31 protein-coding genes are annotated in these 26117 nt (G+C 51.5%); 17 read left to right on the top strand and 14 right to left on the bottom strand.

Annotated features, from left to right (window positions below):
- Positions 1 to 30 precede the first annotated feature (30 nt).
- Genes lptC through ruvC form a run of 3 tightly spaced genes read left to right on the top strand, consistent with a single transcriptional unit; the run spans position 31 to position 2069 of the window.
- Positions 31 to 996 (top strand): LPS export ABC transporter periplasmic protein LptC, encoded by a 966-nt coding sequence (gene lptC / locus SYN7336_RS06820; RefSeq protein ID WP_038025788.1) that lies wholly within the window; start codon positions 31 to 33, stop codon positions 994 to 996.
- A 7-nt stretch (positions 997 to 1003) separates the two neighbouring features.
- A complete protein-coding gene (pgsA, locus tag SYN7336_RS06815; RefSeq protein WP_017325181.1) occupies positions 1004 to 1525 on the top strand; it encodes a CDP-diacylglycerol--glycerol-3-phosphate 3-phosphatidyltransferase in 522 nt (173 codons plus the stop codon).
- Entirely contained in the window at positions 1518 to 2069 is a 552-nt protein-coding gene (gene ruvC / locus SYN7336_RS24815; RefSeq protein ID WP_017325180.1) for a crossover junction endodeoxyribonuclease RuvC, read from the top strand. Before pgsA ends, ruvC begins: the two co-directional genes overlap by 8 nt.
- A 293-nt stretch (positions 2070 to 2362) precedes the next feature.
- Here ruvC and SYN7336_RS06805 read toward each other — a convergent pair whose 3' ends face one another.
- Positions 2363 to 3019, bottom strand: a complete 657-nt coding sequence (locus SYN7336_RS06805) for a HEAT repeat domain-containing protein (RefSeq protein ID WP_017325179.1) — start codon at positions 3017 to 3019, stop codon at positions 2363 to 2365.
- 561 nt (positions 3020 to 3580) lie between these two features.
- Between SYN7336_RS06805 and SYN7336_RS06800 the strand changes: the two genes are divergently transcribed.
- Complete coding sequence (locus tag SYN7336_RS06800) at positions 3581 to 4096, top strand: hypothetical protein (protein ID WP_017325178.1); 516 nt, start codon at positions 3581 to 3583, stop codon at positions 4094 to 4096.
- A 491-nt stretch (positions 4097 to 4587) separates the two neighbouring features.
- On the opposite strand, the gene SYN7336_RS06790 is transcribed toward SYN7336_RS06800, so the two are convergent.
- Together SYN7336_RS06790 and SYN7336_RS24810 are read right to left on the bottom strand one after the other, a co-directional pair.
- The gene (locus tag SYN7336_RS06790; protein ID WP_017325176.1) at positions 4588 to 4890 is read right to left on the bottom strand and encodes an acylphosphatase; all 303 of its coding nucleotides are present in this window, start codon (positions 4888 to 4890) and stop codon (positions 4588 to 4590) included.
- Positions 4891 to 4922: 32 nt separating this feature from the next.
- Positions 4923 to 5123 (bottom strand): lipopolysaccharide assembly protein LapA domain-containing protein, encoded by a 201-nt coding sequence (locus tag SYN7336_RS24810; protein ID WP_017325175.1) that lies wholly within the window; start codon positions 5121 to 5123, stop codon positions 4923 to 4925.
- Positions 5124 to 5315: 192 nt separating this feature from the next.
- On the opposite strand from SYN7336_RS24810, the gene SYN7336_RS06780 reads away from it, so the two are divergent.
- Positions 5316 to 6374: an NAD(P)/FAD-dependent oxidoreductase gene (locus SYN7336_RS06780; protein WP_017325174.1), complete on the top strand. Its 1059-nt coding sequence runs from the start codon at positions 5316 to 5318 to the stop codon at positions 6372 to 6374.
- 4 nt (positions 6375 to 6378) lie between these two features.
- Here the strand turns inward: SYN7336_RS06780 and SYN7336_RS06775 are convergent, their stop codons facing one another.
- The 3 genes from SYN7336_RS06775 to SYN7336_RS06765 form a co-directional block, all read right to left on the bottom strand.
- Positions 6379 to 7770 carry an NAD-dependent malic enzyme gene (locus SYN7336_RS06775; protein ID WP_017325173.1) on the bottom strand — a complete coding sequence of 464 codons (1392 nt, stop codon included), beginning with the start codon at positions 7768 to 7770 and terminating at the stop codon, positions 6379 to 6381.
- A gap of 189 nt (positions 7771 to 7959) precedes the next feature.
- On the bottom strand, positions 7960 to 9075 hold the full coding sequence (locus tag SYN7336_RS06770) for an energy transducer TonB (protein WP_038026668.1): 1116 nt from the start codon (positions 9073 to 9075) through the stop codon (positions 7960 to 7962).
- Between the two features lie 137 nt (positions 9076 to 9212).
- Positions 9213 to 10139, bottom strand: coding sequence for a hypothetical protein (locus SYN7336_RS06765; protein ID WP_017325171.1), 927 nt, complete (start codon positions 10137 to 10139; stop codon positions 9213 to 9215).
- Positions 10140 to 10488: 349 nt separating this feature from the next.
- On the opposite strand from SYN7336_RS06765, the gene SYN7336_RS06760 reads away from it, so the two are divergent.
- On the top strand, positions 10489 to 11133 hold the full coding sequence (locus tag SYN7336_RS06760; RefSeq protein WP_038025785.1) for a methyltransferase domain-containing protein: 645 nt from the start codon (positions 10489 to 10491) through the stop codon (positions 11131 to 11133).
- Positions 11134 to 11148: 15 nt separating this feature from the next.
- On the opposite strand, the gene SYN7336_RS06755 is transcribed toward SYN7336_RS06760, so the two are convergent.
- From SYN7336_RS06755 to SYN7336_RS30625, 6 genes are all read right to left on the bottom strand, one after another.
- Positions 11149 to 11913, bottom strand: a complete 765-nt coding sequence (locus tag SYN7336_RS06755; RefSeq protein ID WP_227498614.1) for a DUF2993 domain-containing protein — start codon at positions 11911 to 11913, stop codon at positions 11149 to 11151.
- 73 nt (positions 11914 to 11986) lie between these two features.
- On the bottom strand, positions 11987 to 12517 hold the full coding sequence (locus SYN7336_RS06750; RefSeq protein WP_017325168.1) for a DUF1499 domain-containing protein: 531 nt from the start codon (positions 12515 to 12517) through the stop codon (positions 11987 to 11989).
- 11 nt (positions 12518 to 12528) lie between these two features.
- Complete coding sequence (locus SYN7336_RS06745) at positions 12529 to 12873, bottom strand: DUF5615 family PIN-like protein (protein WP_017325167.1); 345 nt, start codon at positions 12871 to 12873, stop codon at positions 12529 to 12531.
- Complete coding sequence (locus SYN7336_RS06740) at positions 12870 to 13163, bottom strand: DUF433 domain-containing protein (RefSeq protein ID WP_017325166.1); 294 nt, start codon at positions 13161 to 13163, stop codon at positions 12870 to 12872. Before SYN7336_RS06740 ends, SYN7336_RS06745 begins: the two co-directional genes overlap by 4 nt.
- Positions 13164 to 13356: 193 nt before the next feature.
- Positions 13357 to 13530, bottom strand: a complete 174-nt coding sequence (locus SYN7336_RS31980) for a hypothetical protein (RefSeq protein WP_202951144.1) — start codon at positions 13528 to 13530, stop codon at positions 13357 to 13359.
- Positions 13531 to 13605: 75 nt separating this feature from the next.
- Complete coding sequence (locus SYN7336_RS30625; protein ID WP_156820060.1) at positions 13606 to 13764, bottom strand: hypothetical protein; 159 nt, start codon at positions 13762 to 13764, stop codon at positions 13606 to 13608.
- Positions 13765 to 13997: 233 nt separating this feature from the next.
- On the opposite strand from SYN7336_RS30625, the gene SYN7336_RS06735 reads away from it, so the two are divergent.
- The 8 genes from SYN7336_RS06735 to SYN7336_RS06700 all read left to right on the top strand — a co-directional run bounded on the left by SYN7336_RS06735 (position 13998) and on the right by SYN7336_RS06700 (position 22804).
- On the top strand, positions 13998 to 14798 hold the full coding sequence (locus SYN7336_RS06735) for an aspartyl/asparaginyl beta-hydroxylase domain-containing protein (protein ID WP_017325165.1): 801 nt from the start codon (positions 13998 to 14000) through the stop codon (positions 14796 to 14798).
- A 101-nt stretch (positions 14799 to 14899) separates the two neighbouring features.
- Positions 14900 to 16396 carry a dihydroorotase family protein gene (locus SYN7336_RS06730; RefSeq protein WP_017325164.1) on the top strand — a complete coding sequence of 499 codons (1497 nt, stop codon included), beginning with the start codon at positions 14900 to 14902 and terminating at the stop codon, positions 16394 to 16396.
- Between the two features lie 100 nt (positions 16397 to 16496).
- Positions 16497 to 16736: a hypothetical protein gene (locus SYN7336_RS06725; RefSeq protein WP_017325163.1), complete on the top strand. Its 240-nt coding sequence runs from the start codon at positions 16497 to 16499 to the stop codon at positions 16734 to 16736.
- Between the two features lie 413 nt (positions 16737 to 17149).
- Positions 17150 to 18178 carry a nitrilase-related carbon-nitrogen hydrolase gene (locus SYN7336_RS06720; RefSeq protein WP_017325162.1) on the top strand — a complete coding sequence of 343 codons (1029 nt, stop codon included), beginning with the start codon at positions 17150 to 17152 and terminating at the stop codon, positions 18176 to 18178.
- A gap of 3 nt (positions 18179 to 18181) precedes the next feature.
- Positions 18182 to 19627, top strand: coding sequence for an aldehyde dehydrogenase family protein (locus SYN7336_RS06715; RefSeq protein ID WP_017325161.1), 1446 nt, complete (start codon positions 18182 to 18184; stop codon positions 19625 to 19627).
- Between the two features lie 88 nt (positions 19628 to 19715).
- Entirely contained in the window at positions 19716 to 20165 is a 450-nt protein-coding gene (locus SYN7336_RS06710) for a DUF3598 family protein (RefSeq protein ID WP_017325160.1), read from the top strand.
- A gap of 35 nt (positions 20166 to 20200) precedes the next feature.
- Complete coding sequence (locus SYN7336_RS06705; protein WP_026100763.1) at positions 20201 to 21022, top strand: alpha/beta fold hydrolase; 822 nt, start codon at positions 20201 to 20203, stop codon at positions 21020 to 21022.
- A 342-nt stretch (positions 21023 to 21364) separates the two neighbouring features.
- Positions 21365 to 22804 carry a sodium/glutamate symporter gene (locus SYN7336_RS06700; RefSeq protein WP_017325158.1) on the top strand — a complete coding sequence of 480 codons (1440 nt, stop codon included), beginning with the start codon at positions 21365 to 21367 and terminating at the stop codon, positions 22802 to 22804.
- 46 nt (positions 22805 to 22850) lie between these two features.
- Here SYN7336_RS06700 and SYN7336_RS06695 read toward each other — a convergent pair whose 3' ends face one another.
- Positions 22851 to 23309: a RidA family protein gene (locus tag SYN7336_RS06695; RefSeq protein ID WP_017325157.1), complete on the bottom strand. Its 459-nt coding sequence runs from the start codon at positions 23307 to 23309 to the stop codon at positions 22851 to 22853.
- 111 nt (positions 23310 to 23420) lie between these two features.
- Here SYN7336_RS06695 and SYN7336_RS24805 point away from each other — a divergent pair, with 111 nt between their 5' ends.
- Positions 23421 to 24212, top strand: coding sequence for an SDR family NAD(P)-dependent oxidoreductase (locus SYN7336_RS24805; RefSeq protein ID WP_017325156.1), 792 nt, complete (start codon positions 23421 to 23423; stop codon positions 24210 to 24212).
- A gap of 61 nt (positions 24213 to 24273) precedes the next feature.
- Here the strand turns inward: SYN7336_RS24805 and SYN7336_RS27765 are convergent, their stop codons facing one another.
- The gene (locus SYN7336_RS27765) at positions 24274 to 24882 is read right to left on the bottom strand and encodes a PleD family two-component system response regulator (RefSeq protein ID WP_017325155.1); all 609 of its coding nucleotides are present in this window, start codon (positions 24880 to 24882) and stop codon (positions 24274 to 24276) included.
- Between the two features lie 237 nt (positions 24883 to 25119).
- On the opposite strand from SYN7336_RS27765, the gene SYN7336_RS06680 reads away from it, so the two are divergent.
- Together SYN7336_RS06680 and SYN7336_RS06675 are read left to right on the top strand one after the other, a co-directional pair.
- Positions 25120 to 25371 carry a hypothetical protein gene (locus tag SYN7336_RS06680; RefSeq protein ID WP_017325154.1) on the top strand — a complete coding sequence of 84 codons (252 nt, stop codon included), beginning with the start codon at positions 25120 to 25122 and terminating at the stop codon, positions 25369 to 25371.
- Positions 25372 to 25490: 119 nt separating this feature from the next.
- The gene (locus SYN7336_RS06675; protein ID WP_017325153.1) at positions 25491 to 26105 is read left to right on the top strand and encodes a MarR family winged helix-turn-helix transcriptional regulator; all 615 of its coding nucleotides are present in this window, start codon (positions 25491 to 25493) and stop codon (positions 26103 to 26105) included.
- Positions 26106 to 26117: the final 12 nt, after the last annotated feature.

Here is a 26117-nt window from a genome sequence, read left to right as displayed (position 1 = left end):
CTAATACCGAGACTGCCAGTTGGGATAGCCATGCCAGATCGTTACAGACCTTATTCCCACTGCTTGCGAGCGATCGCGATCGTGCTGACGATCGGCTTAGTAGCCTGTGGTAGCAGCATTTCGGTAGACACGGCGATAGAACCGGACATTCAAGATGCCGACTCGTCTAACGATTTGGTCTACGAAAACATCAATCTCACCGAAACTGACGACAGGGGGCGCGTGTTGTGGGAAGTCAATGCCGTGACGGCTCGCTACGTCGATGGGGGGAGAGCGGCCCAGTTATTTGATGTGGAAGGGGTGTTCTACGACGAGGAAGGTAACAGGATCTTGGTAGATGCCGAGACGGGTCTAGTGGTGCCGGGAGAGCAGCGGTTGGAATTGGAGGGCACGGTTGAGGCCGATGCGAAGCATTTGGATTTGGAACTGGCTGCCGATCGGGCGGTTTGGTTGCCGGAAGAGCATACCCTGACTGCAGTTGGCAATGTGATTGTCACCCACGCGGTCTTGGAGGCTCAGTTGTTTGGCGATCGCCTGCAAGCCAATTTAGAAACCGACTACCTGACTCTGCGCAACGACAGCGACGAACAGTTGCGGGCAGAGGCCGCCGATCCCCCACTAGACATCCTTGCCAATGAATTGGATTGGGATTTGGCCAATCAGCTCGTCACTGCGAGCGGAGCAGTCGATATTTACCATCGCGATCGGCAAATTCGCATGCAAGGGAATGTCCTCACTCTAGAGACTCCGACCGAGTTGTTGACCTTGACAGGGCGAGTCTACGCCTTATCTGAAGAAGATGGCATGAAACTGTGGAGCGATCGCGTGGATTGGGTTTTGGGCAGCGATATCACCACTGCTACGGGGAATGTTCGCTACCGACAGCCCGAGCAAGATTTGGAGGTGGTGGGGGCTGTGGGAGAGGCCAATTGGAAGACCAATACGGTGTCGGTGCGAGGCGGCAGTACATTAACTCAACTGACATTGCCGGACTAGGGGTGTCATGAATCTGCCTACGTGGATTACGCTGTCCCGATTGCTAGCCGTGCCCGCCATTTTGATTGGGCTAACGCTCGATACTCCAGTTGGGCGTTGGCTGAGTTTGGCGGTTTTTCTGCTGGGGGCGGGGACCGATTGGCTGGATGGCTATTTGGCACGGCGGCTCGATCTGGTGACCGATTTGGGCAAGCTGCTCGATCCGCTGGTGGATAAGTTGCTCGTGCTGGCCCCTCTGCTCTGTCTCGTACAATTGCAGCAGATTCCGGCGTGGGGGGTGTTTGCGATTGTGGCGCGGGAACTGGGCATTTCGACGTGGCGCAGTCAGGCACGACGGGTGACAGGGGCAAATCTCTGGGGAAAATTGAAGACCGTATTACAGATTGTGGCGATCGCCGTTTTGATTGCGTTTCCCGGTTGGTGGGTCGGTCAGGTGTGTTTTTGGGGGGCGGTGGTGCTGACGTTGTGGTCTGGGTGGCTGTATGTCAGACCTTTGCCGCAGCCGGAATCTGTGGTTGAGGATGGCTGAGGCGATCGATGTGGTTGAAGGCGAGCGATTGAATGGGGTGCGGATTTTGGGCATCGATCCCGGTATGGGGACGATGGGGTTTGGCATTGTGGATGCGTGGGAGGAGGGCGATCGCCTGGAGATGGTGGAGTGCGGCGTGATTTCGACTCCCGGCAAGACTCCGGTGGGCGATCGCTTGCAAGTCTTGTACGACGATCTCGCGACTCTGATCGATTGTTACCAGCCGAATTGGGTGGGTCTCGAGAAACTGTTTTTCTATCGCATGGGCAACACGATTTTGGTCGCTCAAGCCCGAGGGGTGATTTTGCTGGCTCTGGCCCGCTGTCAACTGCCACCGCAAGAGTTTACTCCAGCTCAGGTGAAGAAGGCGCTGACGGGATATGGCAATGCTCAAAAGCAGGCGGTACAGGAGGCAGTGGCGCGGGAGTTGCGCTTAGATCGCTTGCCGAGACCGGATGATGCTGCCGACGGATTGGCGATCGCTCTTACCGTCTGGTACAACCGCTTTGCGAGAGAAGATAGACCCGTGGCGAGATATATTTGAAACCTGCAATATTGACAGTAACTGGGCACGAGGCCGCTTCAAATCCTTATGTTTCAGCGAACCATCCGAGCGGGGTTCGCTCCTACTCGACCTGAGTTCGATGACTCTGCATTGCCCTCACCCCCGGCCCCTCTCCCAAGCTTGGGAGAGGGGAGCAACAGCCTCAAACCCGCAATCTACCGTTCTATTCCCCTTCCCCCAAACTTACGGCTGACGCCACGCTTCGCGAGGGGGGAAGGGGTTAGGGGATGGGGGCCAATCCCTTGTCGAACTCACGTTACTCGGATGCCGAACTATACTAGACCTTCTAGGGTCGCCCCAATCACCCGAAAATCGAGATCTTTGCGCAGTTTTTCCAAAGCAGCTTTGGCGGCTGGGTCGTCAAAATAGCGCAGGATACGAGCAGATTGGGCTCTCACATCCCCATCCTCAGCATTTGCGGCTTGCAGCAGGATAGCGAGGGCCTCCGCTCGATAGGGGGTATCGTACAGATTTTGCAGGCAGGTCAGGGCCACCTGCTTCACCACCAGGTCGTCCCCTTCGTATCCAGCTCGACAGAGTTTGAGCAAAACGGCAGGACAAGTGAATTCCTCCAAAGCAGCGAAAATGCTTTGGCGTACCAACCAATGGGGATGTTGCTCGAAGATCTCTTCTAAATGAGGTAAAGCGCGATCGCCATACTTCGCCAGAGAGTTGGCTGCTTCCGCAATCACATTGCTATCTGTCTCGCGAGCGACAATATCTAACAGAGCTGCAAACCCGTCTTCAGTTTGCTTGTAGCCAAGACCCATCGCCACAAACGAGCGAATCAGAAACTCTTTGTCAAACATCCGCTGTTTGAGTAAAGGCACAGCATCCGCTGGAGGATGGTGTCTCAGCTCAGTGATGCCTTTCATCCGCTGCTGGGGATCGGAGCTTTCTAGAAGAGTGGCGATTTGATGCAAGTACATCAGAAAACTTTAAGTTATCTACGCCTCTAGTTTACACAACTTTACAAAAATCCACCGCAGTATCAGTAGAGAAGGCCCCGTTGGTGACCGCAGGCAAGCACTTTTGTGACTTCCGGGAGTCGTAAGCCGTTACCGTCAAATGAATAAATATAAATCAGTTTTATAAGTTCGATTAGATTTCCTTATATAAAGGGATATGTTTAGGAATGTTGCGTTATATTGAGTTTGTAGCTTTCAGCTATGGTTTGTGATTTAGGCTCACCCCCGATGTAACTACCTCGATTGTCACACTCCTTTTGCGCTCTGCAGACAAGGGGATTTCTGAGTTGTTGACGCTTGCTGGTATTTGCTAGCAACTGTGCTTTGCAAGTGCAACGGAATTTCTTAAGTGCATATATTGATTGAGGAGCTCAGGATTCGGCAGCGCTTCCTTTGCAATCATGCTCTCATTATTTGGAGGCCTTGAAATAACTCGATCGCAAGGTGTCTTTTGACATCGAGCAATGCCTGAACGCCACAACATCAAGCTTTATTTTAGGTACAACTATGAACGGAAGAAACATGAATTATCTAGTTGCCGTGATGACAAACCGAGTTCGAGCTGAAGAAGCCTATTTTGCTTTACGAAAAGCAGAACTGCCGATCGAGCAACTAGACATTCTAGGTCGTGGATATAAGACTGCAGATGAGTTTGGCTTGATTAATCCCAACGATGAAGCGGAAAAGCAAGCAAATGGACTTGCATACTGGGTTATTCCTTTCGGGTTTGCAGCAGGCTATCTCTTTAATCTCCTGACGAATATTGAGATCGTCGGTTGGCTTGGAGATATAGGTAACCATATTTTAGGAGGGTTCTTCGGCGCTGCTGCAGGTGCTTTTGGAGCCTTTGTCTCTGGTACGTTAACGGGTTGGACTGTTGGCAGTGGCGATGCGATCGCTTATCGAAACCGCTTAAATGCGGGAAAATATCTCATCATTGCACAAGGAAACGGTGCTTTTATAGAGCGGGCAACCCAGTTAATCCGCCAGTACGAACCTGAAAACCTTCAAGGCTACGTTGAGACTGTTCCTGTATAATCTGACGTGACTAATGACTATTATCTGAAGAATTTAATTGTCAAGTTCCGGCGAACGATCGAACGATGGAATAGTTTATCTATCGAGCAAAGGTAATTTTATTGCTTGATTGACAAGAGGGCGATCGTAGAGATTTACATCGTAGAGATTTACATCGCAGAGATTTACATCGCAGAGATTTACATCGCAGAGATTTACAAGCTCAAAACTTGCTCTAAAATCTAGATAAGCCTCATCTATGTTGAAACCTAGAGTTTTCAGACTGGGGGATTTAGGGGGCGAAGGCAGCGATTGACAGCGCTAGTGGAAGGAACTCAAAACTACGGGTTTCAAACTGGACGCGCTTTATAAATGAATTTTAAGCCACAGTTTCCCATGTGAACGACCGCGACCCCCATCTATAGCGATCCTAAATGAATTGTAAACCCCAATCCTTGCCAGCACTGGGTTTCAGGCCACTTAGCGTTCACGACTGATTTATGACTGCTATATCACGAATACCGAATCTCAAACCCTTGCAAATGTTCCAAAGGCTCGTAAATCACCTCCACCGCCTCTACGATCGCCGCCGGACTTCCTTCGCGACACCACCGCACGACCCCTTCCACCGCTGGCGCAGTCCCCTCAAACACCGCTTCCACTCGACCATCTGCCAGATTGCGTACCCATCCCTGCAAATCTAATGCCACAGCCGCACGTCGGGTATACGCTCGGTAAGAAACCCTTTGCACTCGGCCCGAAACCAACACGCGGGCTCGGATCGTCTCCCGAGCTCGATCGGGATCTTTCAGCATTGCGCGATCGCCTCAACCATTCCTCAATACCCCTATTTCCGTTTCAGCAACACCGCCAGCAACCAAGCCGTGAAGAGCCCCACAGAAGCCGCCATCACAACCACCAGTCCCAACGGCAGTTGAACCGATTGCCAGACCATAAACCGCAGAGAAACCACACTGGAATTTTGGGTTGCGAAGACAGTCACCCACAACAATCCAACACTGACGAGTAATAGCTGCAGCAGTCGCATTGACTTCCCTCAATCGGCAACGAGCGACAAATCACTCTTTAATTACTATGACCGCTATTGGAGCATTATTGCCCGCTGTCGCCGAACGCAGGCGATCGGGAAAGATAGCATTGCCGATGCGCTTTGGCGATCGCGCTGGCTCGCGCCATCGATCGCACTGACGCCTGTTTTGTGATTGAGGATTGACAGAAGATGTACGACACCATCGCGATTGGAGCCGGTCTATCGGGGCTGATTTGCGCCCGTAGATTGGTTCGGGCGGGGTTGAACGTGTTGGTGTTAGAAAAGTCTCGCGGCGTTGGCGGCAGGATGGACACCCGACGGGTGGAGACTCCATTTGGGACTGCAACGATCGATCGCGGAGCCCAATACATGACCGCCAGCAACGACCGATTTCGGCGATTCGTGCGCGAGCAGATCGAGCTGGGCACGATGGCAGAATGGACTCGCGACATTTACGAACTCAAGCCAACAGGATTGCATCCGGCCCAACTGGACAATCGCTACCCTCGCTATTGCTGTCCGATGGGCATGACGGCAATCGCAAAAAACCTGTGCGAGTCGGTGACCGTGCAGCGGGAAACGCGAATCCAATCGTTACGGGTCACCTCCGAAGGCTGGCAGGCGATCGCAACAGACGATCGCGTTTATCGAGCTGCCAGTGTGGCGATCGCGATGCCCGCCCCTCAAATTTTGGCTTTATTGGCCGACTGGTTAGATGACAGCTCTCCCCTCTACGCTCCCCTGCAATCCGCCGAATATATGCCCTGCATTGCAGCAATCGCCGGCTACGACCCCGAAGTTGTCTTACCCGACTGGCAGGGGGTGAAGTGGGTGGATGACGAGCGGGTGACATGGCTGGCGATCGACAGTAGCAAGCGAATCGAGCCGCCGCAGCCCACAATCGCAATTCATTCCACCGCCGAGTTTGCACAGGAATATTGGGATGCGGATGAGGGAGGGTTGCAGTCTGCCGGACGGTATTTGCTGGAGCGGGCAGGCGATCGCCTCGAACCTTGGCTGACTTCCCCCCAATGGATGCAGGTGCATCGCTGGCGCTACTCGCTTCCCGTGGAAACGGTGGGGTTGGCCAGCTTAGCCACGAGAGTGGCGGCAGAGGGAAGCAATCGCCGTTGGCCTCTGGTCTGTGCGGGGGATTGGTGTGCGGGACCGACGGTCGAAGGAGCTTTTATCTCTGGTGAAGATGCCGGAGCGCGTCTTGTCGCCATGCTGCAAGAAATTGCAGTTTGAACTGCTAGCAGCGCGCAATCCCAGCTTCGCGAGCTGCCTGTTTCACGGCCGCCGCCACCGCAGGCGCAACGCGATCGTCAAATACCGACGGAATAATGTGGATGGGGTCTAAATCAGTTTTGGACACTAAACTGGCGATCGCCTCCGATGCCGCCAAAATCATCTCCGCATCGATCCCCGTCGCACGACAATCTAACGCCCCGCGAAACACCCCCGGAAAGGCCAAGACATTATTGATCTGATTGGCATAATCGCTTCGCCCCGTGGCCATCACCCCCACATTGTCAGGCACCCGTTCCGGCTGGATCTCGGGAATCGGATTGGCCAGAGCAAACACGATCGCCCGTTCCGCCATACTGCTAACCATTTCGACCGACAACGCCTTGCCCGTACTGACCCCAATAAACACATCGGCCCCTTTAATAACATCGGCGAGCGTGCCAGACATATCTACCGCCAGCGATCGCTTTTGGGCTGTCAGGTCCGTGCGATGGCTGCCAATAATGCCCTGGCGATCGCAAGCCACAATCTGCTTTGCCCCCGCCCGTTTCAAAAGCTGAACGATCGCCACACCCGCTGCCCCCGCTCCATTCAGGACAATCCGCACTTCACTGAGGGATTTTTGCACCACCTTAAATGCATTCATTAGCGCCGCCAACACCACAATCGCCGTCCCGTGCTGGTCGTCGTGGAAAATGGGCATCTCCAGTTTGTCCTCCAACCGCGCCTCAATTTCAAAGCAGCGGGGAGCTGCAATATCTTCCAAATTAAAGCCGCCAAAAACTGGTGACAGATGCACGACTGTCCGCACAATCTCGTCGATGTCCTGCGTATCCAAACAAATGGGGAAAGCATCGAGATCGGCAAACTTCTTGAACAGCATCGCCTTCCCTTCCATCACCGGCAAGGCCGCTTCGGGGCCAATATTGCCCAAGCCCAACACCGCGCTGCCATCCGTCACAATCCCGACCGCATTCCCCTTCACCGTCAAGTCGTAAACCGAGGGTGGATCTTGGACGATCGCCTTGCAAATGCGACCCACCCCGGGCGTATACACCATCGCCAAATCCGAAGCCGATAAAATCTCGATCTTGCTGAGAATGTGAATCTTGCCCCCCCGATGTAGGTTGAAGGTGCGATCGCAAACCAATTCGATCGCAACATCTGGCAATGCCTTCACCGCCCGCACAATCTGCTCGGCATGCGCTTCGCTGACCGCATCCACCGACACTTCGCGCACCGTGTGACTCAAGGTCCGTTCGAGCAATTCAATATGACCGAGATTGCCTCCCTCTTCGGCGATCGCCTGGGCGACCTTTGCTAACATGCCAGTGCGATTGGGTAAGTGCAGTTGCAGCGTGATACTAAAACTGGAGGTGGGGGTGAGGTCAACCATATAATCGTGAGAGCGAAGGGGCTTGAGTTCTGGGGCAATAACGCCACTACTCGGGGCCGCACCAGGCGGAACCGAGCCAGCGAGTATGATACGTCAAAGTGGAGACAATGGAAGTTGTCTTAACTTACAACTCAAATTTGGGCTCGCGGGCAGAAAAAAGCCACGCAAGCCTGAAACAAACTCAAACGACTAGTTAATAAACACCCCTCGCGACACCGTCAGATCGAACGTAAAGTGGATGTCGATATTCGTTCCCTGAAAAGCGGTTGGGAGCGGTTCTAGAGGGGCAGCCAATTGTACGGCGGAAATTGCGGCGGAATCTGTTTGTTGGTTGCCAGAAGACTGAGCCAAGCGCAGATTTGAGATTTGACCGTTGCGGGCAATGGTGAACAGCACCACAGTGCGACGGGATGAATTGGACTGACCGGGAATCCAGTGGCGCTCGATGGCTCGCTGCAGGCGGGCTAAATAAGGCCCCCAATCCACTTCGGCACGGGCCGCGACGCTGGGGGGACGGGCCGCGCTTTGACTGGGGTTGAGAGGACCGGAGGCAGCCGATCCTCCTGAGCCGCGAGAGCTGGCGGCAATGGGGGGGCCTAACTGGGAGGCAGCCGATTGTCGCGTCTGGGGGGCGGGGGGAGTAGGGGGCGAGGGGGCTGCGGCAATTTGATTGAGGTTGGATTGACGGGATGAAGGAGCGGCTGGGGCCGGAGTCGAGATCGGTGCTGGAGTGGGGCGCGCAGTTGGGCGGGGGGTTGGGCGGGGAGTGGGGGCAGGGGTTGGACGGGGAGTGGGGACGGGGGTTGGGCGGGGAGTGGGGGCCGGAGGCACGGGAGCTTGAGCAATGGTGTCTTGCGGCAGCGGCTCGGGTTCGGGTTCCGGCGGAGCGGGGGCCGGAGGCTCGGGCGGCGTGACTGGAACCGGGGGGGCGGCCTGGATGGGAGGTTGTGGGGGTTGAGCAGGAGGTTGCGGGGCTGTTTGAGGGGGGGCAGGTGGAGCGGGAGGAGGCGCTGCGGAAGCAGCAGGGCGTCCTGCCGAGGGGGGCTCGGGACGGGCCTCGCCACCATCGAGGGCATTGTTATTGGCGCGCAGCTCGGTGTCTTCGGGCGGCAAGATATCGCTGGGGTCTACAATCGTGAACTCGATGGTTTCTTGCTCTGGCGGAGTCACCGGCCAAGCCCAGAATCGCAGCAGCCAAAAGAGCAAAAGCAGGAGGTGAAGGCCCAAGGAGCCCAACAACCAAAGCAGCAGTCTGTCATTGCCGGCTTCTGATTCTCTGCGTCTGTATTCCGCAGATAGAGTCATGAGCTCTCCTTCGATCGGACTGAATGCGGGCACAACTAAGCCATTTATAACACCCGTTTTTGCAGATGCCCCTAGCGCGGGCACGCAATCGCGGCTGCGGCTAATCGCCCCCCGACTCCGCCGAGTTCGCTGCAAGATTACTCTAATGGGCGATCGCCCGAATCGTCGGCCACAAAACAGGTTTCCAAAATATTCAGCAGCTCTTCTGGACTGCTGCGAGCGATCAGCTCGCGGATGAGCTGTTTTTGGGCTTCGGGATTGTCAACTTTACCCAATCGCTCCATTGCAGCTAGCTTGGCGAGGGCTTTGGCTTGGTTGGTTTGGAGATCCAAGCGGCGATCGGGGCTGAGGGCGCTGTTGGGGGCGCCGAGCAGGTATTGGGAGATTTCGGTAAAGAGGAGGGGACCGGCCAGGGTAATGGAATCTTTGGCACGGGCGGCGGCACGGGCTAAGTCTTGTGCTTCCTGCTGGCGGTCGATCTCTATGACCAAGGTTTCTAACAGTTGCAGCAGTTCGGCCGTATCGCATGGCCGCAGTTGCTTGCGGGCTGTTGCCTGGAGGGGTTCGATATCGATGTGGCGATCGCGGGCCACTGCGGCAATCTCGTCATTCAAACGCTCCACTTCAGTGGCGATCGCCCCTTTACCCCCGGCTGCAATTTCTTCGAGTTGTGTCTCTGTCAGTCTTTGGGCTAATAGCTCTAGCACTTGGCTGTAGAGTAGCTCGCGGGGCAGTAAGACCCCCGTTACGCCTGCATCCGAACGTTCTAGAAAAGCTTCAACATCTCCTCCGGCGATGCCGATCAGCCGCTGCAATAGAGCCAGCACATCATCGGGGGAAGAAAGCTGCAGGACCGAGCGAATGGTTTGGCGCAGTTGGGGCGATCGCGGCAGGTCTAATTCTTCTAACCGCTGCTCGGCCTTGGCGATCGCCTCGGTCATCAGCCCCGGCAAATCGACAGACTCGCGTCCCTGTTCTACTAACGAGCGGCTGGTCTGCTGCAAGACGCGAGCGGTCTCGGCGAACATTAATAGGTTGGGGGCTTCGATAGAGGGGGTAGCCATAGGGGTCTCGGCAGAACGGCAACTTGCAAGCTCCCTTGAAGAATAGCGCGGCGGCAGCCGCCTCTCTCCTGGTTTTAGTCGCGCACCTGAATGTTGAGTGGTATTGGGGAAGATCGCGATCGGAGGCTTGGGGGGAACATTGAAATTTGGAAAACTTATATACAGTTGGCAAGATATTGATTCTTCGAAAAGGAAGTCACTCTACTGGCATGCATTTTCAATGGGCAGCCTGAGAGCAACCTCTGAAAAATGATTTGGAAGAGCGATTCTCTACAATCTCGCGAGCGTGAATCTATTTTGCCAGTTAATGACTCAGTGAAAATTCAGCAACCAATAGAGAGATGCCAGAATGTCAATCTTAAAAAAGATACAGAATCGATTAATGAGATTTTCTAGAGAACAAAAGCTTCGGCAGTTCTATTCTCTTTTCAAGGAAGGCGAGACTGTTTTAGATGTAGGAGTATCGCCAGAATCAAACAGGGCAAAACCTGCTCGAAACTACTTTCTCAAGAATTATCGTTACAAGCCAGAAACCTATACTGGCCTAGGAGTGCGAGAGCTCATCGGTATGGAAGGTAAATTCCCCGGGAAAAAATTTGTTCAATATTCAGGTGGAAAGTTCCCTTTTGCAGACAAAGAGTTTGATTGGGTGTTTAGCAATGCAGTGATCGAGCATGTTGGCGACGATCGATCGCAACTATTGTTTCTCAATGAAATGATGCGCGTATCGAAAAATGTCTTTTTTACAACTCCAAATAAATACTTCCCTATCGAATCGCACACTAGCGTTTTCTTCTTACACTGGCATGACGATCTATTTTATAAGTGGTGCGGTAAAAACAAGCCAGCTTATGATAGAGACAGTCTTTATTTGTTTTCCTTCAAGCGCCTAGAGAAGATGGTGAAACGTTCTCGTGCTTCCTCTTTTGCAATCTATCAGAATCGATTCATTGGCTTGCCCATGACGTTTAGTGTGACTTGCACGAACGGCTGAGTTGACTGAATATACTCAAGGCTGAATGGTGACGGTGCCGTCATACAGTAGTTCGCCCGCTAATAGTTGAAGGCGAGTCACGCTGACATCTTCGCCGAGGTCGAGAAGCATGCGATCGAGCCCTTCAATCGGGATGGCAGTTTCGCCACTGAGCCAAACGGGATTGACTAGCAGCAGTTGGTTGCTGTTTTGGGCTTGCAGTTGAGTCGCAATTGAGATCGGTACGGCGTCGCCACCAGGCATGTCGAGGGTGGCGTCGAGCTGAAGCGCTCCATTTTGCAGCGTGACTTGCGGATCGCGGATGAGAAAAGCCACCGATTGCTCGTCGCCAAAGGGAAGTTTGACTCGAGCTGCTTCTAGCTGCGATTGAATCAATGGGGCCTGCAAAGACTGGTTGAGATCCGCTTCGCTCCAGCGCATTTGCACGGCGACCGGCAGGGGTTCGATTAAGCGCAGAGATTCGCCGCGTAGAGCAGCTTGGGTGTTGAGGCGAATGTTGCGTCCGTCTAATTGAACTGTGGTGATGTGGAAACCATCCCGGACTAAGTTGTCTCCCGAGACTTCAGCCCGTTCGATGGTGCCGCCGAGGATGTCGCGATCGCGACCGCTAATGGAGACGGAGAGATTGTCGACGCTATCGACTTCTGATTCGAGCCAAGCACCCACTAAAGGGTTGAGGATGGGACTGATGAATTGGGCTAGGGCAGGGGTTGTAACGATGCTCGCCGGTAAGGCGGCAGCAACGGCGATCGCCATCCAGCGTCCAGTGTTCGTTCCCATGTCTGTCTGGCCCAAATTCTCTATAGGTGCTTCCGAGAGTCTAACGCCCCTGTCGATCGCATCGCTATGTGTTTTAGAGAAAGGATTTCAGCGTTTCGACGTATTCGTTAATATTACGTTGATTGCCGCCAAAGTCGTATTCGCCCATGCGACCGACAGATTGGATCGACAGTTGGGTTTGAGGGGGATCGTCGCTGGTGGGGGCGATCGCCACGGTGATGTCATCGACAAATTTGAACACTTTAGTGCGAGATAATCCTTTCACGACATGGGTTTCGGCATCTGCGGCGACGAACTCGCCGCGAGGCCAAGCGGTAAAGGCTTGTTGTGCAACGGAGAAGACGCGATCGGGATCGGCCTTGACAATCATTTGCTGGGTAGCTTGGTTGTTGGGGCTGGCAGCCATAGCAGGTGGGTTGAATCCAAAGGTGAAGGCGAGCAAGAGGGCAATGATGCCAAAAGCAGGTTTGAGTTGGCGCACGAGTGGAACTCTCGATAAAGTTTGACTGCATTTATGATGGCGGTTCCGGGGTGGAATGGCTAGAGAGAGGCAGGTGGCGATCGTGCGATGCGAAGTGCTTGCCCGTTCGCGGTAGATGGACATCGTCAAAAAATTTAGGCATAAAGCAATTGATTCCCGATCTCCTCAGCCGTCAGTGCATTCACCAAAATGCCAACCCGTTTGGCAACTTCATAGGCTCTTTTCTGAGGCACAACAATAATTCCAGAGTGCTGTTTATCTTCTTCCACATACTGTAGGTGCAACCGCTCAAAATCAACTCGGTTATGGGTTAAAATACACCGGTTAATGGACGTAGCAAACTCAAGTTGCTCGCGATCTGTTTTGCCAAGGGTTGCTTGTTCGGGAACAGTCATAATATCTAAACCGCGCGATCTCAACAACGTGGCAACCAGAGCCGAGATATCCTCATCTGTGTAAAGTGCCGCAAAAGTTGTCACGAGGCATCCAATGCGGCTCTCACAGATGGATGCACGAGTTCGTCGGGTACCCGATTTTGCTCAATGTATTCATTAATCTCTGCCTGACAATCTAGATAGAAGCTCAAGGCGTCAAACACTTGCGCTAGACTTAGGTGAGGCAAATGGTTTAAGATTTCTTCTGGCATAATGCCAAGCCGCCACAAGCCAACAATAGCACGAACAGATGTACGAGTGCCCAGAATAATTGGCTCTCCGCTCAAAATCTCAGTATTGCGAGTAACGTAGCGCGAGAGAGTTTCAGCAGGCATAGAACAAAGCATTGAGCAGAAACATTAGATTCCATTCTATCAATAGGTAGCAGCTAGCGACAGAAATATGCTTTCACCCACATCTCGAGATCCAATTTTCTCGGACCATTGATTTCTGGTTAGCCATGCCGTTGCAAGCAACGTCAGTTCGACAGGTGTCAGGTCAAGCAAGATGGGAACATTGATTCGTATCTCAATGGATTTGCTCGCATTCCGATTCTCGTCCGCGCACAACCCGCCTCCCTGTCAACAGACCTCTAGTCTCCGTTACCACCGTACATTGCCCTTCGCGATTGGAGCAGCGGTAGGGATTGGGGGAGACTAAGCCGGTCGTGTCGGTGTTAGCTTGCGATTCTGTGGCAACCATTGGAGTGCCCTAAGCTCCTACCTCCATTATCTTCTCTGCCAGAAGGAAAGGCGACGTTTGCGATCGCTGTAACCGTCATAACCCATCAAACTGAAAGACCCCAGCCCAATGCCGAGGTCTTTTCAGTCTTGCTGCTAGAGCTTTGAAGGCTTTAGCTTTTTGTTGGCGGCGACGATGTCGCTTGCGGCCCTTTTCTTGCGGCTGACCGCTAGCCTTCCAATTGGGGATTTTCACGGCTATCCTCCGATACATGCGCGTCACGAGTTGAAAGGTAGATTAACTCTAGCGATTCAACAACATTACTAGGCTCTTCTACCTACATTAGCATATTCATTCCTAATCGCTAAGGCTAACAGGTGGAAGTCCAGCCAAATGCTTTATTTTAGCGAAATGTACTTAGCGTTACAATTGAGAAGATCTCGTCCCCTTTATACGGCGACCCTTAAGAATATGCAGGAGAAGTACAAATGGGAAGTTACACCGAATACCGTTTAGACCCAGAGCAATTTCCCTTTCTCAAGGGCTTCCAAGCAAAGTGGCAGACTATTAGGGATGAGTTTACACAATTCAACCAAAATGCCTCTAGTGAAGAGTTAGCATTCGCCTATAATGTACTGGGGCCGAAAAGTAAAACACTGAAGACTAAAGGAAAAGGCAAATATAGTGCTTTCGGAATATTGTTCCAAGGCATCTTTATTGAAGAATACATTAGGGTACATCACATACATTATCCTAATTACGATTCACATCATGCCTCAGAACGAGCACTGGAGTTAAGGGAGAAATATTTTTCAAAATTGTCGGAGGCGATCGCAACGATAAATTCCACTGACGATGACATCCTCAGGAATGTCTACTTTGGCACTTACTATCCGGGGCTAGATATCAAACTGCATGTGAACAATCACCCCCATATGAATCGCGGCTATCTAGGATTGATCGTGCCAAAGGGAGATGTCGCGATGAAGATCTGTCACGACGAGCTCTTTTGGCATGAAGGCGAGTTCATGGTTTTAGATCATAGCTATCCACACTGTCCGCATAATTATACCGATCGCGATAGAACTGTCTTAATCGTAGACTTCTTTAAACCCGATATGCCGAGAGAGAAAGCGATCGCATTTGAAACAGATCTAGTCAAAAAACGCATGCAGGATAATCCCTATAGCTTAGGAGTATTTGGCAAAAGCGACAAAGCTGAAAAAGCAGATTTCATCAAGTATGGTTTAGCCCATCAGTTAGAATGGGACAAAGCCCTACAAGCCTAAGATAGACCCAATTCTTAGCATAAAGTTGTATAAAATTTCTCAAAACTAACAGGCAAGCTTTCCTCCTCCGATTTCCTCTCTAGCCACACATGAGGTCCATCGTGTCTGAAGCCACAGTTCTGGACAAAGTTATCAAAAATGTGCGCCTGGTTCGCCCCAATCACCCGACTGTCGAACAGCTAGATTTGGGCATAAAGGATGGCAAATTTGCCTGCATCGAGCGGGATATTTGTGGCGATCGTGCAAAAGATGTGTTCGACGCTCAAAACCTGCTGGGTTTTCCTGGGGTGATTGACTCCCACATGCACGTCGGTATCTATCAACCTCTCGACAAAGATGCCGCGACCGAAAGTAGAGCAGCGGCGATGGGGGGGGTGACGACAAGCTTGAATTATATCCGTACCGGTCAGTATTACCTCAATAAAGGCGGACCTTATCAGGATTTCTTTCCCGAGGTACTGGCACTGTCAGACGGGAAGTTTTTTGTCGATTATGGCTACCATATTGCACCCATTAGTGGCCAGCATATTGACGAAATGCAGTGGCTTTTTGAAGAGCATGGCATCTCGTCGTTCAAAATTTTTATGTTCTACGGCGGCTACGGCCTGCACGGTCTCTCAGACAAGCAAAACTTTTTCCTCATGATTGAGCCAGAGGAACGCTACGATTTTGCTCATTTTGAATTTATTATGCGCGGCCTGACTAAACTGAGAGAACGTTACCCAGAAGCCAATGATTTCATCAGCCTCAGCCTTCACTGCGAAGTCGCTGAAATCTTGAGTGCTTATACCAAAATTGTCGAGGGCGATCGCAATCTCAGCGGTCTCAGAGCCTACAGTGCTGCCCGTCCGCCCCATTCAGAAGGGCTAGCCATATTTATCGCCTCCTACTTAGCTCACGAGACCAATTGTGCCAATATCAATCTGCTACACCTCAGTTCCCGTAAAGCATTAGATGCTGCTCTGATGATGGATGTGGCCTTTCCTCAGATCAATTTCAAGCGAGAAGTGACAGTCGGTCATTTGCTCTTAGATGTGGACGCCCCCACAGGCAAATGGGCTAAGGTCAACCCCCCCATTCGATCCCGAGCTGATGTGGAATATTTGTGGCAGGCAGTCTCGAACGGCCAAATTGATTGGATCGTCAGCGACCACGCCTGTTGCTCTGCTGAGAAGAAAGCAAGTCTGCAAGACCCCGACAATATCTGGCTGGCAAAATCTGGTTTTGGCGGTACGGAATACTTACTCTCTGGCGTGTTTAGCGAAGGTAGCAAGCGCGGCTTGTCCTACAATCGCATGGCCGAGATGTTGTGTTGGAATCCTGCCCAGCGATTTGGATTGTTGGAAAAAGGGGATATTGCCATTGGATACGATGCCGACTTCGTGCTTTTCGATCCGAACGAATCCTTTGTGGTTCGTGCCGAAGAGTCTGAGTCCCAGCAGGGCTATTCGCCGTTTGAGGGGATGGAATTGACTGGGCGAGTCAAGAGTACATTTTTGCGCGGCAATCTGATTTACGACAAAGGACAAGTCATCGGTTCGCCCTGCGGGCAGTATTTGAAACGCCCCTATGGGGTGTCCCCGAAAGCAATGGCATAAAGGTCGATCCCCTTTGTAATCTCTATAGAGCCTAGCTAGTTATAATTGGGATGAATGTACGAGATAACTGTATCTGGGGCGAAGTATCACAGGAGTAGAAATGATTGCAACCCTTAAGCAACCATCTTCACTGATTCATGAAATGCAGCTTGAAAAGGTCGGAGATTTTTATTTATTTAAGTTTAGTGAGTCGCTTCAACTTCGCATGGAAACTCTGCTGGACAGGAAGAAGAATGAATCGTTAACTCTCGATGAAATTAGTGAACTAGATGCGATCTCGGAGCTAGATCGTATCTTTACCCACATTAACGCGATGTTAGCCGCTCGAGATGTCAATTAGTTAAACCCCATCCAGATTGAGATCTGGAGTTTTCAGGCATTGCACTCGGCCCCCTAAATCCCCCACCAGTGGGGGACTTCCGAGAGGCTATTGGCTTCGTTCTACAACTTTCTCCATCGCCTTCTCCGCCTCCCAACCCTCAACTGGAACTGTACTCAAGTCCCCCAGAATGGGGGATTTAGGGGGCTAATGCAGCGAACCACAGCGCTAGTGAGAGGGTCTAATAGACACATTCTCAAAACCACGAGTCTCTGCTTAAACGAGAAGATTTTGGCTTAAAACTGGGTTACACCCACCATCGATGCTTGATTAACCTGCGAGTAGCTTACCGAGATACAGTCTTCGGGATCGTCGCGGAATGACGTCCGAGTAGATGCACCCACTCACGATCGAGTGAAACTAGAGGTTGACTGATGGCGATTGATTCATTCAAAGCATTAGCGCTCCAAGTGACCTGCTCGGCCGTCAATCGGGCTCGAAATCGCACTGAAGCGCGATCGCTGATGCAACAGACTCTCGATCGCCTAGAGTCTCAAATTGCCGCCAGCCTTGCCTTTATTGGCCCCGACTGTCGCCTGGTAGTCTTGCCCGAATACGTACTGACGGGTTTCCCGATGGGAGAGTCAGTAGTCGCTTGGGCAGAAAAAGCCTGCTTAGACATGGACGATCCGCTCTACGACTCGCTGGGACAGATTGCCCAAAAGCACAATATCTTTTTAGCTGGAAATGCCTACGAACTCGATCCCAATTTTCCAGATCTGTACTTCCAGAGCTGCTTTACGATCGCCCCGACAGGCTCGCTCGTCCTGCGCTATCGACGGCTCAATTCCATGTTTGCTCCCACCCCACACGATGTCTGGGAGCGATATCTCGACTGTTACGGTCTCGACGGTGCTTTTCCGGTGGCTAAAACCGCCATCGGCAATCTTGCTGCCGTAGCCTCCGATGAGATTTTGTTCCCAGAAGTGGCGCGCTGCTTGGCCCTGCGGGGGGCGGAAATTTTTCTGCATCCCACGTCAGAAATTTACGGCAAGGGGCGATCGCCGAAAGACATCGCCAAAATCGCCCGCGCGATCGAAAATTCCGCCTATGTCATCTCCGCCAATACCGCAGGTATCGCTAACACCAATATCCCTAGTTCCTCAACGGACGGCGGCTCCCAAATCGTAGACTATCGAGGACTGGTTTTGGCCGAGACTGGTGCCGGAGAAAGTATGGCCGCCTTTGCAGACATCGATCTGGCAGCCTCGAGACGATTTCGCCGCCAACTGGGTTTAAATAATCTGCTGGCCCGACAGCGACCGGAGCTCTATGCCGATTGCTATCGCCAAGCGCGCATATATCCCCCCAACACCATGCTGGAGGGTAAAGTGGAACGATCGCACTTTAGGCAAACTCAGCAAGAAACCATCGAGCGTTTAGACGAGCTCGGGATGATTTGAGAGATGGCTGGCCCCATTGGCGTTCGCAATCCCCGCACGGGAATGGTTGACTACTGGATCGAGCCTCCAGAACGGGATCGGCTGGCCGAGCGATGCGATCGCCTGCGAACTGCTCAACTCGACTGGCAGGCGGGAGGGCTGGAACAACGCATCGAGGCACTGCAAAGATGGAAGCAGTCTTTGTTGGCCCGCAAGCAGAAACTAGTACAGGCATTGACTGCCGACACGGGCAGACGAACGGAATCCGCGCTCGAACTGGATTCGGTTATCTCCAGCATCGATCGCTGGTGTCGGCTAGCCCCCCAATTGCTGGCGGAACCAGAACCGAAGTCCAGCGCCATCCCCTTCATCCGATTGCAACAGCAGTCAGTTCCCTATGCTTTAGTCGGTGTTATCAGCCCCTGGAACTTTCCACTTTTGCTGTCTGCGATCGACACCATCCCGGCCCTGCTGGCTGGTTGTGCCGTCGTCGTGAAGCCGAGTGAAATTGCCCCCCGATTTATCAAACCGCTGTCAGAGGCGATCGCCGCTGTCCCCCAGCTTCGAGATGTCTTGGCTTATGTGGAGGGGGCAGGCGATACGGGGGCTGCTGCAATCGACTGCGTCGATCTAGTCTGCTTTACGGGCAGTGTGGCAACGGGCCGGACAGTAGCAGAGGCCGCAACCAAGCGCTTTATTCCAGCTTTTTTAGAACTGGGAGGCAAAGATCCGGCGATCGTGCTGGCCTCCGCCAATCTAGAGTTGGCCACCTCAGCCATCTTGTGGGGCTCGACGGTCAATACCGGTCAATCTTGTCTCTCCCTCGAACGCATTTACGCTGCCGATGCCATCTTCGAGCCCTTTGTCGCAATGCTGGTCCAAAAGGCAAAGCGCCTGCAGCTAACCTATCCATCCGTCGACAGTGGCCAAATCGGTCCCATCATTGCTGAAAAGCAGGCAGCGACGATTGCCGCACACCTCGATGAGGCTGCGGCAAAGGGGGCAGTGGTGCATTGTGGAGGGGCAATTGAAGCATTAGGTGGGGGGCTCTGGTGTCGCCCGACAGTTTTGACTCAGGTCGAGCGATCGATGAAGGTGATGGCAGAGGAAACGTTTGGTCCGATTATGCCGGTCATGTCATTCTCGACAGTTGAAGAAGGCGTGGCGCTAGCCAACGATACGAACTACGGCCTCAGCGCGGCTGTTTTTGCCGGATCGGACGCTGAAGCTCTAGAGGTAGCACGCCGTATCGATGCGGGTGGCATCAGTATCAACGATGCTGCGTTAACGGCATTCATCTACGAAGGAGAGAAAAATGCCTTCAAAGGGTCCGGCTTGGGGGGTTCGCGCATGGGACCGGCAGCGATCGCGCGATTTATGCGGAAGAAAGCCTTTTTGGTCAAAACAAACTCCGCACCCGATCCCTGGTGGTTCGATCTCCCAAAAGCCACGGACGATATGTCCGACTAGCGATTATCTCTGCGAAGCAATGCCTGAGGGAAATAGATAAATCTGAAACTAGGTGCGATTGAAGCGATAGCAACAAGGAGCATTAGACATGTCTGCAATTCGAGCTGAAATGCCCGTCCTCGTTCGACATGAAGGGACCTGGGCTGGCACTTATACTATTATCGATAATGACGGAAATATCATCGACAAACACAAGTCGCAGATAACCTGCAAGTTTCCAGAGGAGGATGCTTCTTCTCCCTACTTTCAAACCAATCGGTATGAGTGGCCTGATGGAAAGGTGCAAGAGTATCAGTTTCCAGGCACTTACCGCGATAAAAGCCTCTGGTTTGACACAGAACGCATTCACGGACGTGCGTGGGAAGCAGATGATTCGATCGTTATCTTGTGGTTTAGTTACAAAGATATAGCGGACGTTTACGTCTATGAAATGATTCATATTAATTCCGGCAACGCTCGTCGCGCTCGTACTTGGCACTGGTTCAGGGATGGGGAAATTTATCAACGGACTTTGATTGAAGAAGAGCGGATACGATAAAGCGTTCTAATTGACTGAGGGATTGAGATTTAAAGATGAACCAGCCTATCAAGCGGGCATTCTTAGATACTGACGACGGCCAGATTCTTTACCGAATCGGTGGAGAAGGCGAGCCACTTCTTTTAATGCACATGAATCCCCGCAGTAGCGATGAATTTCGCGAGTTGATGCCCATTTTTGCTGAAAACAGACAGGTGATTGCAATGGATCTCATGGGCTTTGGCGATTCTGACAAGCCTCCCAGACTGTATACGATCGCCGACTACGCCAAAACGGCGATCGCCTTATTGGACGAGCTAGGCATCCAGAAAGCAAGCATTATGGGCAACCATACCGGTGCATTTGTTGCTGGAGAGATGGCCGCCGCTTACCCCGATCGCCTCAATAAGCTGATCTTGGGCAACGTCGCAGGCTTCGGCGAAGCGGGTAAAGCAAGGCTAATGCAATTATTCGAGCGAGGCTTTCAAATTCAAGCAGACGGCTCCCACCTGATGAAACGATGGCAAGCCCGCTCTAGATACGTAGGTTCTGCCGAGTTAAATCATCGCTGGGTTTTAGATGACTTTAAATGCTTTGGCTATCCTTTGTACGCAGTTTGGGCTGTAGCCGATTATTGCCTGGAGGCGGAAGCGAGATTTCGCACGATCGCCTGTCCCACACTCATTCTGTGGGGACTAGATGACGTGGAGGAATTTGAACGACTGGGCTTAGCGAAAATGGAAAATCGCCATTTTGTCTCTCGGGTTATTCCTCACAGCAGAGTGGTTGAATTTGAAAAGGGGACAATTTGTATGATGAACCAGATGCCCGAAGAAATCTCGAAGGTGGCGATCGAGTTTCTGAATAATTCGCAATAGTTTAGTATATGCGAACAAAACCTCTGAAGGCCAGCGAGCCGATAGTAGCGAACAATTCATGCATTTAACAATGAAACAAACCTCGTCCGTGTTGAGACCTGAAGTTTTTAGACATTGCACTCATCCCCCTAAATTCAATGACGGAATTTAGGGGGCTAATGCAGCGAACGACAGCGCTAGTAAAAAGAACTCAAAACTACGGGCTTCAAGCTAGACTTGGTTTATATATTTAATCGTTAAACATATTTAATCGTTAAACGCCAAGCAAAAGTAACTTCAATTACAGTTCTCTAGCTCAAAGTCTGATAACACTGGGGTTACCATCGAAGAGCCACATTAAAGATGTTTAACCTCCTCAATGCTTTTTTTGCGTTTATTATGCTGGGAATTTTGGTCCTTTTGGCGAGATACGTCAAGCATAATGTTAGGTTATTTAAAACTCTCTATTTGCCCGAATCGATTATAGCCGGAGTGATTGCCCTGTTGTTAGGACCTGGAGTGTTGGGCGCGATCGCAAATTCTTTGGGGGCAAATGCAGATTCTTATCTTGCAGGGGGAATATTTCCCGAAGCCATGCGGACTGTCTGGTCGCAAGCTCCCGGTATCTTTATCAACATAGTCTTTGCTGCTTTATTTTTAGGAGAAACCATTCCCAATCCCAAAGAGGTTTGGCGTAAAACTGCACCTCAAGTGGCCTTTGGCCAAAGTCTTGCTTGGGGACAGTATACGATCGGAATTCTTCTGGTCGTGCTAGTTCTGTCTCCTCTATTGGGTGTCGATCCCATTGCAGGAGCATTGATCGAAATTGCTTTTGAAGGAGGGCACGGTACTGCGGCGGGAATGGCCGGAACCTTCACACAGTTGGGTTTTCCCGAAGGTGGAGATTTAGCCTTAGGCCTAGCTACTGTGGGTATTGTCTCTGGAATTATGTTTGGTGTGGCCTTGGCTCATTGGGGTCGTCAAAAAGGCTATATCCAAAGCGAGCTGGAGGAAGTCAGTAGTGGCGATGCTCAATTTCAAGAGACGGCAGAAATCGAAGACCAAAGAATACTTGAAGGAAGAGCTCGGTTGATGCAAAACCTATTGGTCGATCCACTTTCACTCAACTTTGGTTTTACGGGTTTGGCAGTAGTAATAGGTTGGTTAATCTTACGCGCACTTACTTGGATCGAGTCGATCGCTTGGGGTAGAGGCGGCTTTGAGTTAATTGCTGCAGTCCCTCTATTTCCAATGGCATTAATTGGCGGCATCATCGTCCAGCTGGTCATGAAATATCTCGATCTCGATTGCCTGATTGTCAGAAGACTGCAAGAAAGAATCGGTGGCGTGGCTCTTGATGTAGTGGTGGTCACAGCTTTAGCTTCAATTAACCTTGCTGTATTGGGAGCAAATCTTGGCATTTTTCTGAGTTTGGCGATCGCCGGCATCACCTGGAATATTTTAGCCTTTATTTATCTTGCTCCTCGCATTTTACCTGTTTATTGGTTCGAGCGAGGTATTGGCGATATGGGGCAGTCGATGGGGGTTACTGCGACGGGGATTTTATTAATCCGTATGGTAGATGCAGACAACCGAACCGGGGCCTTTGAAAGTTTTGCTTACAAACAACTTTTTTTCGAACCGATTGTCGGTGGGGGTTTATTTACAGCGGCTGCCCCTGTACTCATTAGTCAGTTTGGTGCCGTATCGGTTCTTATGCTGACCTCTGGATTACTGGCGTTCTGGCTAATATTCGGCCTAATTAATTGTCAGCGAATCAAACAACAATTCAAGCTAGTTTGAATGCTTTCCTCTCAGCTCCCGGCTCAAACTTGTTGAGCATGTTGCTCTACCTTTCGAGGATTGCCGTACACTTAATCTCTACGATAAGCCCTGGTGTAGATAAGCCCGTCACACCTACGCCCGTCCAAGTGGGAAACTGATGGGTGAAGTAACGGTCTTTGACCTGCATAAACAGCGGCAGGTGGGGAATGGTCCCTGGCTGTTGCTCTAACTTAGAAGACAGTTGAACCTGTGACTGACCGGAGCCTATCCCTGTGACGTGGTAGGTAATCATCTCTACCACATCGTTAAAAGAGGCGTCTGCTGCTAAGAGTACCTGTTTCACGTTCTCGAAAGCCTGCACAAATTGAGCTTCCGTTTCCTCGACGACTTGTAAATTTTCATCGCGGCCCACCTGCCCTGAGATATACAACATATTCCCAACCCGAATGCCAGGGCAGTAGCGATATTTTTCGTATAAAATTTCCATTCCCTTCGGAATAATGGCTTTTCGGGTAATGCTCATCGCTAATATCCTCGATATTCTTTCATCGTCTCAATATTCTTCTATCGATAGAATTCTTCTATCGATAGATCGTAGGCTACTACTGGAGATGGCAACTCTGAGGTCGAGCTCGTGAACGTTGCACTAGTGACTGGAGGCACTCGCGGTATCGGTCTAGCGATCGCCCGCAAGCTGGCGAGTGATGGCTTCAATCTTATCCTCGGATACCATTCCGATCGCGCAGCCGCCCTCGAAGCTAAGCACGAGTTGGAAAAGTTTGACGTCAACGTTGTGACGGTGGCAGGAGATATCGCGGCGATCGAGACGGTTGACAGTCTTTTCAAAGCGGTAGAGGAAGACTTCGACAATCAGCTCACCGCCTTCGTTCACGTCGCTGGGTATGCCATTACTGCCACACTGCCCGGTGGATTTACGTTTGAGCAATATGAGGAGGCTCAGAATCTTTATCCGAAAGCGTTTCTCAGATGTATGGAAAAAGCGTTGATTTATATGCCAGACGGACGGGGAAGGGCGATCGCCATTTCTGCCAGTGGCATTCACAATCCCGGTAAGGTCTATGCCATGTCTGCACCTGCGAAAGCGGGGATGGAGGTGTTAGCCAAGCATTACGCGATCGCCCTCGCCCCTCGGGGAATCACTGTGAACGTTATTTCACCAGGCTACATTAAGACCCAGGCGTGGAATGGGTATCTAGAATTATTACCCGAGATTGACCAGGTTCCAGCAAAGAGCACCCCCATGGGGAGATGGGGGCAGCCCGAAGATATTGCTCCCTTGGTCGCTTTTCTATGCTCGCAAGACAGCGGCTTCATTACAGGACAGCACATTTATGTCGACGGGGGTTTAAGTCTTTCTCTATTTTGGAATATTCATCGTTTGAGCGAGCATGTTGAGTCTGAGTAGCGATCGGTTCTGACAAAAGTAACTTTCAACAGTCAGTGCTCCATCGAGCAATCAGCAACCCTCACGCTGCGGGAAGTTCTCGAAAGAAAAATACCTTATCGGGAAACACACGATGCCCAGCTCGATAAGCCAACTCTTTTGTTTTACCGAGAAAGCACTTTCCAGAATTGGGCTCTAGCGCAACAAACCAACCGGGATAATCCCTTTTCAGAGAAGGAGAAATCAAATTCTCACAAATCCATTGACTAGACAGATTGCCTAAAAAATGAGGCACATTTTCTGGATCGATGTTATGCCGATCTAGACTTGTCAGTCTTGCCTCGACCGCTGCGATAACCTCTTCGCGGCTGAAAGGCTTGGTCAGATAATTATCTGCACCAAGATTTATCCCCATTCTCAATCGATCGTTTTTGCTCTTTGCTGACAAAAACAAGAACGGCATGTCTTTTGTGGCCGAATCTTGGCGTAGTTCTGATAGCAATGCATAGCCATTTAATCCCGGCATCATAATATCGCAGATGATGAGATCGGGATTGAGCCTTCGTGCTAGCTCCAATCCTTCCTTACCACTGGCTGCACAAATGACTGAATAGCCTCTAGACAGCAAAATCTTTCGGAGGCACAGCCTAATCACCGAATCATCGTCAATGACTAGAATTTGCTGGGTCATGACCACACTCGTCAATAATTGGACCTGAACTACCAAAAATATGGTATAAGATTGCCCGTGAAATTTTTGTGAACACAAAAGTTACCTACAGGCCCCTCAGCCCGAGCTTCAATTGCTACTCTACCAGATCGGTATGGGCAACTTGCAAAAACAGACACTCCTTGACAGGGCAAGATGGCGGGATTATTGTTTAGGAGTCCTAAATTTAGAACTCCTAAACAAACACGGGAGGTTCTGATGTATAAGGTTTTGTCAGCTGCGATCGCGGCTGTTCTGGCTAGCATTCTGTTCGTGGTTGCGGGGGCTTTCGTGCAAGCAGCTCCCGAGATCGATCCAGTTCCCGCGTCTCCATCCCTGGATATCGCAGCAACGAGGGTCACTTACTTAGAATCACTCGACTTATTGGTGTTCGAGCAAACTTTACAAGGGGAGGTGGGTCTCGCAATGCCGAGCCCTGCGGGGCAGTTGGATGGCGCTCCAGTGTACTGAGATCGCCCGGGAGAGTGACCTTGCCTTCTCGGACAGAACCGGAAATGGCTATTGGGGCCCCAAAGCCAGGTTCCGCATTCATTTCATACGATAGACACATCCCCCTTCGCCGTTTTGTTGTGACCCAAACCTTTTTCGATACCGAATTGTCCCCACTGTCCAAAAGGGTGATGGTGGGTCTAACGAAAATTGCTACGGCCCTCCAAAGCCAGTCTTGGCAGGATGCAGAAGCGTTAGGCTTATCTCCTACCCAGGGAAAGATCTTGGCCCTGCTGCTCGATCGCGATCGCCTCGGAATACGACTTTCGCTTGTGGCGGAAGAACTCGAAATTACTGCTGCGACGGCGAGCGATGCGGTCAAAGCGTTGGTGTCTAAAGGGTTAGTGGACAAGGCTCGGGCTGCAGATGACAGACGGGCGATCGCCATTACCCTGACAGAAAAAGGCAGAAGTTATGCACGGCAAGCTGCGGGTTGGACGGATTTTTTGGCCGTGGCCGTAGATGAATTATCTGAAGCAGAACAAGAGGTATTTTTAGCTGGATTAATCAAAATCATTCGCAAGCTCCAGGAGCGAGGACAGAGCTCGGTGGCTCGCATGTGCGTCACCTGCCAGCACTTCCGACCCAATGTTTACGCAAACTCCGATCGCCCCCACCATTGCACGTTTGTGGATGCTCCTTTTGGAGAGCGTCACCTTCAGGTGGACTGCCCCGACCATCTGGCTCAAACATAGACTGTCGGCGGG

This window comes from Synechococcus sp. PCC 7336, from assembly GCF_000332275.1.
Taxonomy (GTDB): Bacteria; Cyanobacteriota; Cyanobacteriia; order Thermostichales; family PCC-7336; genus PCC-7336.
Note: the sequence above shows the minus strand (reverse complement) of the source record. Positions and strands in the feature narration are given on the sequence as shown.